Genomic DNA, 14,020 nt, shown 5'->3' on the forward strand with positions numbered 1-14,020 from the left:
TAGCCCTTTTTTACGTTTATACAAGCGATACCTTATTTTGGTTCATTAGCCCAAAGTTGCTCGTTTTCATGCATTTCGTATAAGCCGTGAGCACGGTTTATAAGTAAGTTAGCAAAGTCGACTTGGGTTTTATCGCGTGCGCCAACACTCATTATTTGATCTGCTTTTAACTGCCATTGTAATGAAAAATAACGCATAGCATCGCGCGCATCTTTTGCTGCACTTACTTCTGCATGATCAGTAGGTAAGCGCCCTGTTATTACCCAGTAGCTCTTGCCATTTTGCGCTTTAAATTTCCACATAGCACACAATGGCGCTAAAAAGCGGCTGTCTTTGTCTATTACTGATTTAGGCATAATGCCTTTTTCTGCTAAATATTTTTGGGCGTTTTGAAAACACTCGCGTTGCCAAGCAACCCGTTGTTGCTCTATTTGTGCTTGCTCTTGCGCTGTTAATGGTTTTTTTTCTTCTTGCTGCATTTTATTAACCTTTACTGCTTTTTTTTCTACACTCTAAGTGCATAACAAATAAGGTGCAAGCATAAAACACCTGCTTTGCACCTTAAATACACCATTTGATTTGTTTTTAATCACAATTGCACTTAAGCAATAGTAAATCGCTGTTATTTTATATTGTGATCAAACGAGCCTACATCACCTGGGAACACCACTGGCGATTCAATCCCGTCTTTGCTTATCGCTGCAACACCGAAATAGTAATTATCTATAACAACGTTTTTAAGTGTAGCTTTACTTACATTGCCCACATCTTGGCTAAATTGCCATTGCGGCTCACTGGTATAGCGCCAATAAATACGATAACCGGCAATATTATCATCATCTGAACTTTGCCACGAAAGCGTAGTGTCGGCCTTAACCGCGCCTTCAATTTTTACCTGTTTAGGGGGAGCTGGCGCCCAAGCCATTGAAGCCATTGTTACTGCGTTCAGTGACGTAAGCTTTGCTGTGTAGTCAAAATCAACGCCATCTATGGTATCGCCATAAACCACCCCATTTTCTGTACGTAAATCTTGATGTTGTCGGTCGTAATGCTCATTAGTTTCCATAATTCTGACTGCTGCAAAACCCGCATCGTTAAACGGTCTATGGTGCCCGCCCCGGCCAAATCTATCTAACCTGTAAACTAACATTGTATCTAAATTTGGAATGTACCTATCGGCAATTGTATCTATATAGCGCGCTAAATTACGACTCGCCGAATCGACTTCACCACCTGTAAAACGGCGCGTTCTTGCTTGTTGTTTCGTTTCTACTACACGCGTGCCTTCTGAGAAAATACGCGCCGTTGTATTGTCGGTAACGCCATTAATACCGGTAATATTGCCAATCATGTCGTTATTTAAAACGCCATGTACTTGCCAATTGTGCTCTTGCGCATACGCTGTGAGTATTTTACCGCCAAATAAACCTTGCTCTTCGCCAGACAACGCTGCATACACAACTGAGCCATTAAATTTATGCTTGCTTAGTACACGTGCAGCTTCAATAACCCCTGCCACGCCTGAAGCGTTATCATTAGCACCCGTTGAATCACTGGTAAAGTCCATTACATCGCTCACCCGCGAATCAATATCGCCCGACATAATAACCATTCGGTTTGGCTCAGTACTACCACGCTGAATGGCCACTATATTCACCACTTCAACAGGATTAGGAATTCGTTTTTCACCTGATATAGTGTCTTTAACTTCAATAACTTCTAGGCAACCACCACATTGCGCTGATATTTTTTCAAACTCTTTTTTGATCCAGCGCCGTGCAGCACCTATGCCCCGTGTATCTGACTTAGTTTCAGAAAGCGTATGGCGGGTACCAAAATCCACCAGCGTTTGTATGTCGCTCTCGATACGTTTAGCTGATACCTGCGCTGCAATATCATGTAGCTTTTGTTGTTCTTCATATTTTATGCTGGCATGAGCCTGTGCTGATAAGCCTGCCGTACAAGCAAAGGCTAACGTACTCAATTTAATAAGTTTAGTGGTAATAGAAAAAGGGGTTTTGCGCATTATAAGCTCCTTATTTTTTACCTTACCATTACTCAACAACCTATATAGTGCAACTATTTTGAGTTAAAGCTTTATACAAGTAAGCTCAACTGTAAAAATTAACCACACTTAAGTACTCCCCTCTTTTAAGAAACCGAGCGCATTACAAACCTTGTTACATAAATACGCTATATACATAGCGTGTTTTCGTGGCAAACTAATGGGGTGTTTTATTTGTATTTGTAACCTATGCGCCAGCTTAAAGCCGACACTGTCTCTGCCAATTTAATAGCCACTAGTAACAACCAATATGGGCCTATTTGTGTTTATCAAAATACGTCCTATCGCTGGTTAACACTTGCCCAAAATGCGCAAAGCGATATCACTATTCAAGGGGTGATGAGCCTTAATGAGAATGAACAATTACTGATTGCGGTTAATCAATGTATGCTGTTATTTTTACTCAAAGCAGCTGAGCCACTACGGGTTTTAAATTTAGGTTTAGGTACTGCGGGCATTGAACGAGCCATTCATTATTTACATAACAAAACGGCTTATATAAATAACTTAGCTGTGTTTGACAGTGTAGAAATAAACCCCGCGATGATAAGCGTTGCTAAGCACCATTTTAACTTGCCCGCTAATCATATGGTGCACTTACAAAATGCAGAGCTGTTTGTTGCAACGTGCACGCGCACATACAATGTCATTACAATTGATATTTTTAGTGGCGATGTACATCAAGACTTTTTATCTAACAGCGTATTTTGGCAAAACATACGTCGCTGCAGCGGGCTAAATGCGCAAATTATTATAAATTTAAACCCTAAAACAGGGAAAGAGCTCCAAGCTTTACTCGTCTTGTTTAGGCAACACTTTAGCTGTATTGCCCTTATAGAGTTTAACGAATACAAAAATATTGTCGTGATGCTTTCTCAGCAAAGCTTAGTGCACATTAATAAAGAAGAAATAGCCCATTCGCCATTATTTAAAACGTGGGCGCCCAGCCTTCACAGCGACATAAACAGCATTTACCACATAGAGTAATTTAGCGACCTGGTTCGTGTTTTTCATAGCACGGCAAATGGGTTTCTAATTGCTCCCAATTGGCTTTAGAGGTAACAAAATTATGCGATATTACCTGTTCAGTAATATCGTCATCTATCAACCCTAGGCGTATTCGCAAGCGAGATTTATCCTCTGCATTAGCACTGTAAATAGGTGAGCCACATGTTTTACAAAAAAAGCGCGCACGCCCAGGTTTGAAATTAAATTCAGTTAAATTATCTTCACCTTTGGTAAGTGTAAATTCGTGGGTATTTACAAAGCCATTAGTCGCAAAAGCAGTCCCGCTGTTTTTTCTGCATAGTGAGCAGTGACAATGAATAATTTGAGAAATAGCCCCTTTAATTTCAATGCTTACCGCTTTACATAGGCACGTTCCAGTATACATATAATCCCTTTTATTATTTTTAATTGCGTGTAGTTAGGTATTTTACGCGTTTAAAATATTAACGTCAGTAAAATAGATAAAATACAATATTGGTTGACTAATTTACGCTAAATTGGTTATATGGATTTTTGGTTTTAAAAATTAAATTCCACACATTGGTTTACCAATTTATATACTTACATTAGTAAAAGAGGGATTATGCGCGTTAAATACAGCTTACTGTTAGTGGCCTGCTCAGGATTATTAGCCTGTAGCCAAAACAATCAAAATGCCCCCTCTGCAAAGTGGCTATTAGTAGATAACTTTGAACAACCGCTAAAAGGCTGGACAAAGGCTGACACAGACAACCAAACTCAACCTTATGTCGCTAACCCACAAGTAACTAAAATAGAAGTTGAGGACACAGCCAAAGGTATTAACCACTTTTTAATTAAAAAGCCTGCCGAAAAGGGTATTGTCGGCAACCGCAAAGCCCTCAGCTATAAAAAGCTTCCAAAAACAGTGCCCGTTGGCGAAACCTACACTTTTTTTACCCGTATTAACGTCGCCTCTTTTCCAAATAACCATGCTTTTGGATTAAGTAACTTAGAGCCAGAGCAAATAAACGTTCACGGCTACGACGCCTTTGAAGCCACTCTACGAGTAACCGATAAAACCGAATCAAACGGCTTAGTCAATACCGGGGCGCTAATGGTCAAAACTGATAAAGGCTATAGTAATATCCAAAACTATGCACAAGCGCAATCGGCTAAACCACTTGATACAAACAGTTGGTACAACATTTGGTACGTTGTTAATAATGCATCGGTAAAAATGCAAGGCCAGCAATACAGTGTATATGTACAAGGCGGCGAATTTAAAAACCAAACCTTAGTGTATAAAAATGCCACCTTTAGAATGAAACGCGAACGCCCACTTAGCTATTTTTTAGCTAACTGTAATACGGGCCCACATAAAAAGCCCTACGGAAATGGCGGTTTACGCTATGACGACATTTACATGATTAAAGGCGTAAACCTCACAAACCCTATTCGATAAAAGTAGCAGTGTAAATTAGTCGCTAAAGATCTACAGCGCGCCACTTAAATGGTATGATCCTTTTCTATTTTTGTCATTTAAGTTTATAAAATGTATCGATTATTCGAAAAAATGACCAACGCATTTCCTGAGCAAAAGCCAACGCAGCCGCCCTCTACCTTATTTGCGTTTTGTCGTCATTACACTAAAGGTATGGAGCTGTCGTTAGTTTTAATGTCTGTTAGTGCTGCCCTGCTTGCCATTTTAGAAGTATCGTTATTTAGCTATATGGGCCAATTGGTTGATTGGTTGAGCACCTACACACCGCAAACCCTATTTGAAGAGCAAAAAGCCGAACTTATAAAAATGGCGGTAGTGCTTTTAGTGATATTGCCTATAGTGGTGTTTTTTCACTCGGCTATTTTGCACCAAGCATTACTGGGTAATTACCCTATGTCGATTCGTTGGTCGGCGCATAGATACTTATTACGCCAAAGTGTTAGCTTTTATCAAAACGAGTTTGCAGGGCGTATTGCCACAAAAGTAATGCAAACATCATTGGCCGTACGAGAAGCCGTAATGAAACTGCTCGATGTACTAATGTATATTGTGGTTTATTTTGGCGCTATGGTGTTTTTAGTTGCTGAAGCTGACTGGCGTTTAATGCTACCGCTTTTAGTCTGGGTAATTATTTATGCCGCCATTCAAATGTACTTTGTGCCAAAACTTAAAAAAATTGCCAGCTCGCAGGCCGATGCGCGCTCTGAAATGACCGGCCGTATAGTCGATAGCTATACAAATATATCAACCATTAAGCTTTTTTCGTACACACAACGTGAAGAGCAATACGCTAAACAAAGTATGGATGTATTTTTACAGCCTGTTTATAAGCAAATGCGTTTAGTAACCAGCCTTAACTTTGCCATAAATAGCCTAAATTACTTATTAGTATTTAGTGTGGCCGCACTATCCCTTTATTTATGGTCGCTAAGTGCAATTAGCGCAGGTGCCATTGCTGTTGCTGTTAGTTTATCGCTTAGATTAAATGGCATGGCGCAGTGGATCATGTGGGAAATAAGCAGCTTGTTTGAAAACATTGGTACCGCCACCGATGGCATGAAAACCTTATCTACGCCCATTAAAGTAGATGACAAACCCGATGCAAAAACGCTTAACGTTTCTAAGGGCGATATAGCGTTTTCAAATGTTCACTTTAACTACGGCAAAGCCGCTAACGAAACTAATCGCGGCCCGGTAATGAACGGCCTAAACCTACATATCAAACCCGGTGAAAAAATTGGCTTAGTGGGTCGCTCTGGCGCTGGTAAATCAACATTAGTTAATTTACTCCTGCGCTTTTACGATACCGATTCTGGGACAATTAAAATTGATGGCCAAAACATTACCGATGTAAGCCAAGAAAGCCTTCGCCGCTATATAGCCATGGTTACGCAAGACACCTCCCTGCTTCACCGCTCTGTAAAAGATAATATTTTATACGGCCGACCCGATGCCTCAGAAGCCGAAATGCTCAGCGCTGCCAAGCAAGCTAAAGCACTCGAGTTTATAAGCGATTTAGAAGATAGCAAAGGCAATAAAGGGTTTGATGCTCAAGTAGGCGAGCGCGGTGTAACCCTCTCCGGTGGGCAACGCCAGCGTATCGCTATAGCGCGGGTATTACTGAAAAATGCACCTATTTTAATACTCGATGAAGCCACCAGCGCGCTCGACTCAGAAGTAGAAGCCGCAATACAAGCAAGCCTAGATGATTTAATGACAGATAAAACTGTGATTGCTATTGCTCACAGGCTATCGACCATTGCGCAAATGGACAGACTTATTGTACTTGATGAAGGACGCGTTGTAGAGCAAGGCAGCCACGAAGCGCTCATTGCGCAAAATGGTATTTATGCTGGGCTTTGGGCCCATCAAACCGGTGGGTTTATTGGTGTAAATTAATCTCAGCTAAAAACTAAAAAGCAAAAGGGCTAATTACAGCCCTTTCGCTTTTTTTATACTAATGGCTAAATAGCCTTTAATCACGTGATATTAAGCCATTAATCTTAAGCCAATTAAAATTAGCATAACAATATTGGCTATAAAACTGATTAAAAAGAAGTACGTGCGTGGGCTTGGGTTTTTCTCTGTGGCTATAACGTAATACAGCGCCATATGAATTAATCGCGCTATTACATACACCCAAACACACATGGCAAATATAGGGCTTTGGTAATTTATAACAAATGCAAACAACACAGTACCAATAAATAACGCGCTGTTTTCTAGTGTGTTATGAAAAGTACGATGGGCTCTAAATATAAAACTGTCGTGCGATAAATCATCGCTAATTTTACCCGGTACAGCATTAGGCTGTTTAGCTTTGCTAAAGGTAGCTACCGACCACTGTACCACTAACATTATTAAGTAAACGTAAAATGCCATATAGGCAGAAAGCGCAACTTCAGTCATTTTTATGTCCTTAAAATTGTTTTAACTTAGTACTTACAGCAAGTTTTAAGCCTAAAATAAGTTTATTATAATTAGTAACTTATAATTTATAGGTTCAATAATAATGTAAAAGCTGCAAACCTATTTATAAATGTTACCCACGTATTAACTCCTTAACGTTAGCGTAATTGATACCACTGCGTGATCGGTTGTTAAATCGTCTCGTTCGTATTCTGGGTTTATTAAATGCCTGTCGTAAGTATGATAATCACTCACTTCATAAAAGCTATCATCGTAACTTGGGTCAAATTCACACGAGAGTAAAATATAATCAAGTACCGTACTACTCGTTCCATAGTAATGGGTAGGGCTTCGATTTAATAGCGGCGCAGCGGGGGCATTACTTTGTTGAGCATCTGCATGGCTGCCAGCGTTTTGCAGGGTGTTGTGCGCCGTAAATTGGCTCATTTTTAGTGTTTTAAATAACTGCCACGCGTCATTTAAACAATATTTAGCAAGGTATGTTTTAACATCAAACGCTGGGGCAAATCGCAATGTATTCGTTAGTAAATGGCTCAACACCCCATCAGCTAGGTCGTTATTAAAATCGCCCATTAACACCATAGGCTGTTGTGTAGCTTCGCGTCGGGCAATCATTTCTATCATTAGTAAAGTGGCTTCACTGCCGCGCTGAATGGTTGAGCCCCACGAGCCGGCCACATTTGCTTTAAGAGTGTCTATTATGTTTTTTTCGCTTGAGGGTGGCTCGGTTTTGGCTGAGCTAGTAGTACTTTCATCACTCTCAATCATGGCTCGTTTTGACTTAAAATGAACCACATAACAGTCGGTATTACCTACATGGGGTAATCTAATGGTGGCTCTTAACACCTTACGGCTAAACGTAAAATTACTATTAAGGCCAAGCATTTCAACAAGCTCCGTATTGTGCTTAACCGCAGCAACATCAACAATCTCAAATTTAGACGCTATTGCCACGACCGGGCGCTTAAAAATAAAATCATCAATCACCTCTGGCGTATCAACCACAGCAAAATATGTATAGCCTTGCTGCGCCATTAACGCTTTTAGCGATTCAATACTAAATACTTCTTGAAAACCTACTACATCAGGCGCGTACTCATTTAAATAATCTACAATCCAACGCTTTTTGCGTGCCCATTGCTCTGCGGTATAAATTTTTTCAAAATCGTAATACGCATTAGGCGGCTCAAGGTAGTTAAATAAATTAAACGTGGCTATTTTAAATTGCGTGTTTTTTACTACAGGCTCGTTTAAATCAGCGGCAGATTCAGCCTCAAGCGTAGTGTGATGTAAAGTCGATTCAAAATTACTGATAACAATAGCCTAGCGAATAAAAGTGCATTAATTATACCCTAAAGGGTTTAAAGTTCTAAACCGTGAATTATTCTCAACATGCAAATAAAGCCCTTTATTTACGCTATACTGCCCTCCTCGTTATTAGCGCACACATAGGTATTATGAACTACTCAAATTTTGGTACTAAATTTACACAACCCAACGGAATAACGCAGCTTATGGAAGATTTAGGCAGCGCTAACGCAAGCAATAATCCAAATATTGTTATGCTAGGTGGCGGTAACCCCGCACACGTACCACAGGTTAATGCCGTATTTTTAGATGAATTACAAAAGCTAGTAGCCAGTAATAAAGTATCGCAAGTATTTGGTTTGTACGACGGGCCAACTGGCAATGACGAATTTAGAGCGGCCCTTGCTAAACAGCTCAATAGCGAGTTTGACTGGGGCTTAACACCACAAAACATAGCACTGGGTAACGGCAGCCAAGCTAACTTTTTTGTATTGTTTAATATGCTTGCGGGCAAAATGAGCGATGGCACTAATAAGCGTATATTGTTTCCGCTTGCGCCTGAATACGTAGGTTACGCCGACCAAGGTTTATCTGATGATATGTTTGTGGCAATAAAGCCCGACATCGAAATTTTAAATACCTTCAATGGCTCTAAGCACTTTAAATATGTCATTGATTTTGACGCGGTAGAAAACGTATTAACCAACGATACCAGTATTAGTGCACTGTGCGTATCGCGCCCTACCAACCCAACTGGTAATGTCATTACCGATGAGGAAGTACGCCATCTAGATGCCCTTGCACACAAGTACAATATTCCCCTAATTATTGATAACGCCTACGGCGACCCTTTCCCAGGTTGTATTTACACCGAAGCAAACCTTACGTGGAACTCAAACATTATATTGTGTATGTCGCTTTCAAAACTGGGCTTGCCAGGCCTGCGCACTGGTATTGTGGTTGCCAATAATGAAATAATTAAAGCCATTGGCCGTGTTAACGGCTCTATGGTGTTATCGCCTAACGCTATTGGCCCAAGCTTAGTAACCCGCTTAATTAACGAAGGCGAATTACTGCCTTTGTGTAAAAATACTGTATTGCCTTTTTATAAAAATAAAGCAGAGATAGCCATAAACCTGTTTGATGAAATTTTTGAAGACTTGCCTGTCTATTTACATAAACTCGAAGGCGCGTTTTTTATGTGGCTATGGTTTAAAGACTCAAAAATAACCAGCGAAATGCTTTATCAAAAACTCAAAGAGCAAGATGTATATATAATTCCTGGGCATAACTTTTTTATTGGCATTGAAGATAGCTGGGAGCACAAACACCAGTGCGTACGCATTAACTACGCCAACGATGAAGCCACACTCAGAAAAGGCTTAGAGGCTATTAAGGCGCTTATTATGTAGCGCTTTAATTAACGTTATACATCGTACTTTAACGAGGTGGTTAACGCTTAGCATTAGCCACTGATTTTTTTATTTAACCTACTGTTTAAGGGCTAACGCCTTGGTTAACAAGGCAAACAACAAGCCACCAAAAGCACCTGCTAGTAATTGCAAATAAAATCCCCATCCACGTGCGCCCGCTATAATATGAATATTCATAATCGACTCAATGGCCGCTAGCACCAAGGCAAAAGCAGTGATACCCGATCCTACAAATAACACCATGCTGTATTTTTCAAACTTTTTAACAAGTAACACAACAGCAAAAAAAGCGATAGCCAAAGCAATGGCAATAATGGCGCCATAGGTAGGTAATAGCCCTAACCAATCATCTAGCGTTAAATTAATACGGTCGCTTAAGCTGACCACAACGCCCACATCAACTAATTGATTGACAACGTATTGGCTATGAAACAAGCTAGCAAGCGTAAAGGTAAATAACCAAGAAACTAAAAATATAGGGAGTAAACGTGTTAAAAATGGCATGGTTATCTCAACTTAAAATAAAGCTTTTTTCTTACAGTAGCAAAGGCTTGCAATGTAAACAACGACTCTCTCAATTAGCGCTATGGCTGTTTGTAGGGCTATTTGCTTCTGCAGCCAGTGCTGCTGAATTACCTAAAGAGCAATACAGCACCCACACACTCGCAGCACAATTAAATTCGCCGTGGAGCATGGTTAAACTGCCAAATGATACATGGCTAATTACAGAGCGCGACGGCCACGTTGTTATTGTAAAAAACAATCAGCAAACTAGAGTAAATTTAAACCTTGAAGGTTTATACGTTGCAGGCCAAGGCGGCTTACTCGATATAGTGCTCTCGCCTAATTTTAACACCAGCAAAGAACTCATTTTTACCTACGCACAAGGCACAGCTGAGGCTAATCGCCTGGTAATTGCAAAAGCTACCTTTAATGGCACCGGCTTTTCAACGCCTGTTATTATTTACACAGTAGTGACTGATAAAAATACCCCACAACACTACGCTGGTCGCGCCCTCTTTTTACCCGATAACACTCTACTGTTTTCAACTGGTGATGGCTTTGATTTTAGAGAGCAAGCACAAGTAATAACCAGCCAACTTGGCAAACTATTACGTATAAACCTAGATGGCACTATTCCAAAAGATAACCCATTTATTAATCACAAAAACCCCAATGCACACGCTGTTTACTCGCTCGGTCACCGAAACCCACAGGGCTTAGTGTATGATTACGATACCGAGCAAATTGTTAGCCACGAGCACGGCCCCGCCGGTGGCGATGAGCTAAATTACTTAACGCCAGCTACCAACTACGGCTGGCCGGTGATCACCTACGGTGACGATTATTCACAAGCACGTATTTCTCCTTTTAGAGATTACCCCGGCATGCAAAAGCCAAGCGTAGATTGGACGCCATCAATTGCCCCGTCAGGCATGGCATATTACGGCTCTAAACATGCAGCTTTCCCTTCACTTCAAAAACATGTGCTCATCACCACGCTTGTTGATAAAAAACTCTACAGCGTTAATTTAGCTAATGGAAAGTTTACCCAGTCACACATACTTCCAGAAGCAACAGGACGATTAAGGGGTGTGTATGTAACCACTGCGGGTAATGTAGCAATATTAATGGATGGGAAATATGCTGAGCTGATGTTGGTAAAGCCAGAGTAGTTCACAAAGGGGATTAGATGCGCTTCGCTTTTAGAGAATGATAGCGGCTTAAATAAACGGATTTCTTTAATTTAAGTTCTGATGTACGAAGTCTAGAATTGACTCTTATCGTTTAAATACTTACTTAATTCACCCAATAAGCTTGATACATCCAACTGCTTTCAATTTAAGTAAAGTAACATGCATAAAGAGTAAAAACTGATTAAATTACGACTCATCTGACCACTTTTATAGCAAACAAATCAGATCTAATAGTAATATGTTGATTTACCTTTAACTTATTGTAAAGTATCGCCCTTCTTAAGGATATCACTTAAGAATACAATAAAATAAAAAGGAAAGTTTTTATGAGAAATCAAATATTTTTAGCTTTGAGCATTTTAGCTTTAGCTGGTTGCGCTGCTACAACACCTACAAGAACAACCGAACAAGCATATATGGTAATAGACGTTAAAGCTGATGCAACAATAAGAGATGAGCTATTAGATACTATCATTGAAACAGCTCAAAGTAGTATGACTAGCCTATCAGTTAATCGAGGAATCCCACCTTCATCAATTCCCGAAAATGCTTCAAGATTTGAGCTAGTAAGCCCATTTGAAAATACCCAACTAGGCGGGTTAGTAAATGGATTTTCTGCTTTATCACAAGCTTCCGGTGGGGCAACTATGAAAATCCCTCAGTGTAAAGATCCTCTGTTGACGATGAAATCCGATAAATCTGCAAGTGGCTGGAGTGAAAGAACGACATTTTTTATATGTGTAGTTCAATATCAAAAAGGCTTTCAAGTTGATGTATACACGACATTTGAGCAGCAATCTGGCGGCGTATCAGTTAATGCTCTAAGCCAAAGTCTAGTTCGTTCTATTGCAGGCGATACAAGTCAAAGTATACCTACTACTATGGTTAAGATAAAAGATTCGATAGCTAACTTAAAAGCTCAGGTAAAGGTTATTGATAGTTACATACCAAGTAAGTGGAAAGGCCTCTTTGCTGATGATACAAAAGCTTTAACAGCTAATAATTAATCAAAGTATTAATTATTTAAATGGGGCTTTGTTAAGCCCTATTCTTCTTGGAAACTTTTTTGCATCATTACTAAGAATTCAATTTTATAATTAACAAATCTTAACTCGCTTCAATTAAACAAAATCGTTATACATTACCTCTCTTAAAATCTTTATTAATTCAAATTTATTATTCCTATATGTGAAGAAACCCATCTCATATTTGAAACCTTGAGCAATCATACTAATTTTTACTCAATAAAAAAGCCGCTGTTCATTTAAAACAGCGGCTTTTTTACTTAAAGCTAAAAACTAATAGCTAAACCTTAAACTTTCCCAATCACTTCAAGTCCACCCATGTATGGGCGTAATACTTCTGGTACTACTACTGAACCATCGGCTTGTTGGTAGTTCTCTAGTATGGCTACGAGTGTACGGCCAACGGCTAAACCTGAGCCATTTAGTGTATGTAGTAACTCTGGCTTTTTAGCACCTTCACGGCGAAAACGTGCTTGCATACGGCGCGCTTGGAAATCGACCATATTTGAACAAGACGAAATTTCGCGGTAGGTATCTTGCGCCGGTAACCATACTTCTAAGTCGTATGTTTTAGCTGCGCCAAAGCCCATGTCGCCCATACATAAAATTACTTTACGGTATGGTAGTTCTAGCGCTTGTAAAATTTGCTCTGCGTGACCTGTTAACTCTTCAAGCGCTTGCATTGAATCTTCTGGTTTTACTAGTTGAACTAGTTCAACTTTATCAAACTGATGCTGGCGAATTAAGCCGCGTGTATCGCGACCGTAGCTGCCCGCTTCACTTCGAAAACACGGCGTGTGCGCAGTTAAGCGAATCGGTAAATCGCTTTCTTCGTAAATTTCGTCGCGTGCGCTATTAGTCAGCGGTACTTCTGCTGTTGGGATTAAGCTAAAGCCAGCTTGTTGTTCACCGTCGTCGTTTACTAGGCCTAATGTATGGAATAAATCGCCTGCAAACTTAGGTAATTGGCTTGTACCGTAAAGGCTTGCGCTATTAACTAAGTACGGTACATACATTTCTGTATAGCCGTTTTTATCTGTGTGGGTATCTAGCATGTATTGCGTAAGTGCACGGTGCATACGCGCTACTTGGCCGCGCATTACTGTAAAACGTGCGCCACTAATTTTAACGCCCATTTCAAAGTCTAGGCCGTTTAGGTCTTGGCCTACGTCCACGTGATCTTTTACTTCAAAGTCGTACTTTTTAGGCGTGCCCCAGGTAAGTATTTCAACGTTGTCGTCTTCATCAGCGCCTTCTGGTACTGATTCATCTGGCAAGTTTGGAATTGCTAAAGCAATGTCGTTAATGGCGTTGAGTACTTCGTCTTGCGCTTTTTTAGTTGCGTCTAATTCGCTGCCTAAATTTGCCACTGCGTCTAGTAGTGGTTGTGCGTCTTCGCCTTTTGCTTTTGCTTGGCCAATAGCTTTAGCACTGGCGTTACGTTGACTTTGAAGCTCTTGCGTTTTTACTTGTAATGTTTTGCGTTGTTCTTCAAGTTCTGTCACTTTTGCAACATCAAGCTCGTAGCCACGAGCCGCTAAGCGTGCTGCAGTTTGCTCAACGTCTTGTCGTAAATATTTAGAATCTAACAT

At 40.3% G+C, this 14,020-nt stretch carries 13 protein-coding genes; 6 read left to right on the forward strand and 7 right to left on the reverse strand.

The genetic code is table 11. The features are described from left to right. Positions 1 to 32: 32 nt before the first annotated feature. On the reverse strand, positions 33 to 479 hold the full coding sequence (locus EJ103_RS08985; RefSeq protein ID WP_029772653.1) for a DUF4826 family protein: 447 nt from the start codon (positions 477 to 479) through the stop codon (positions 33 to 35). A gap of 143 nt (positions 480 to 622) precedes the next feature. Further along, positions 623 to 2,026: a M28 family metallopeptidase gene (locus EJ103_RS08990; RefSeq protein ID WP_126007227.1), complete on the reverse strand. Its 1,404-nt coding sequence runs from the start codon at positions 2,024 to 2,026 to the stop codon at positions 623 to 625. Between the two features lie 228 nt (positions 2,027 to 2,254). Here EJ103_RS08990 and EJ103_RS08995 point away from each other — a divergent pair, with 228 nt between their 5' ends. Next, positions 2,255 to 3,052, forward strand: a complete 798-nt coding sequence (locus EJ103_RS08995; RefSeq protein WP_126007229.1) for a hypothetical protein — start codon at positions 2,255 to 2,257, stop codon at positions 3,050 to 3,052. Between the two features lies 1 nt (position 3,053). On the opposite strand, the gene EJ103_RS09000 is transcribed toward EJ103_RS08995, so the two are convergent. Then, the gene (locus tag EJ103_RS09000; RefSeq protein WP_126007231.1) at positions 3,054 to 3,458 is read right to left on the reverse strand and encodes a GFA family protein; all 405 of its coding nucleotides are present in this window, start codon (positions 3,456 to 3,458) and stop codon (positions 3,054 to 3,056) included. Between the two features lie 198 nt (positions 3,459 to 3,656). Here EJ103_RS09000 and EJ103_RS09005 point away from each other — a divergent pair, with 198 nt between their 5' ends. Both EJ103_RS09005 and EJ103_RS09010 read left to right on the forward strand, forming a co-directional pair. Further along, entirely contained in the window at positions 3,657 to 4,496 is an 840-nt protein-coding gene (locus EJ103_RS09005) for a hypothetical protein (protein ID WP_126007233.1), read from the forward strand. A gap of 90 nt (positions 4,497 to 4,586) precedes the next feature. Next, positions 4,587 to 6,434, forward strand: coding sequence for an ABC transporter ATP-binding protein (locus EJ103_RS09010; protein ID WP_126007235.1), 1,848 nt, complete (start codon positions 4,587 to 4,589; stop codon positions 6,432 to 6,434). Positions 6,435 to 6,524: 90 nt separating this feature from the next. Here EJ103_RS09010 and EJ103_RS09015 read toward each other — a convergent pair whose 3' ends face one another. Beyond that, positions 6,525 to 6,944: an MAPEG family protein gene (locus tag EJ103_RS09015; protein WP_029772660.1), complete on the reverse strand. Its 420-nt coding sequence runs from the start codon at positions 6,942 to 6,944 to the stop codon at positions 6,525 to 6,527. Positions 6,945 to 7,088: 144 nt separating this feature from the next. Continuing rightward, complete coding sequence (locus EJ103_RS09020) at positions 7,089 to 8,183, reverse strand: endonuclease/exonuclease/phosphatase family protein (protein WP_126007238.1); 1,095 nt, start codon at positions 8,181 to 8,183, stop codon at positions 7,089 to 7,091. A 239-nt stretch (positions 8,184 to 8,422) separates the two neighbouring features. Between EJ103_RS09020 and EJ103_RS09025 the strand changes: the two genes are divergently transcribed. After that, positions 8,423 to 9,685 (forward strand): valine--pyruvate transaminase, encoded by a 1,263-nt coding sequence (locus tag EJ103_RS09025; RefSeq protein ID WP_126008747.1) that lies wholly within the window; start codon positions 8,423 to 8,425, stop codon positions 9,683 to 9,685. 78 nt (positions 9,686 to 9,763) lie between these two features. On the opposite strand, the gene EJ103_RS09030 is transcribed toward EJ103_RS09025, so the two are convergent. Further along, positions 9,764 to 10,210 carry a hypothetical protein gene (locus EJ103_RS09030; RefSeq protein WP_126007240.1) on the reverse strand — a complete coding sequence of 149 codons (447 nt, stop codon included), beginning with the start codon at positions 10,208 to 10,210 and terminating at the stop codon, positions 9,764 to 9,766. On the opposite strand from EJ103_RS09030, the gene EJ103_RS09035 reads away from it, so the two are divergent. Together EJ103_RS09035 and EJ103_RS09040 are read left to right on the forward strand one after the other, a co-directional pair. Then, entirely contained in the window at positions 10,195 to 11,382 is a 1,188-nt protein-coding gene (locus EJ103_RS09035; RefSeq protein ID WP_126007242.1) for a PQQ-dependent sugar dehydrogenase, read from the forward strand. The genes EJ103_RS09030 and EJ103_RS09035 overlap by 16 nt on opposite strands. Before the next feature lie 347 nt (positions 11,383 to 11,729). Next, a complete protein-coding gene (locus EJ103_RS09040) occupies positions 11,730 to 12,410 on the forward strand; it encodes a hypothetical protein (protein WP_126007244.1) in 681 nt (226 codons plus the stop codon). Positions 12,411 to 12,715: 305 nt separating this feature from the next. Here EJ103_RS09040 and serS read toward each other — a convergent pair whose 3' ends face one another. Beyond that, entirely contained in the window at positions 12,716 to 14,020 is a 1,305-nt protein-coding gene (serS, locus tag EJ103_RS09045) for a serine--tRNA ligase (protein ID WP_055018482.1), read from the reverse strand.

Source organism: Pseudoalteromonas sp. Xi13 (assembly GCF_003952205.1).
GTDB lineage: Bacteria > Pseudomonadota > Gammaproteobacteria > Enterobacterales > Alteromonadaceae > Pseudoalteromonas > Pseudoalteromonas atlantica.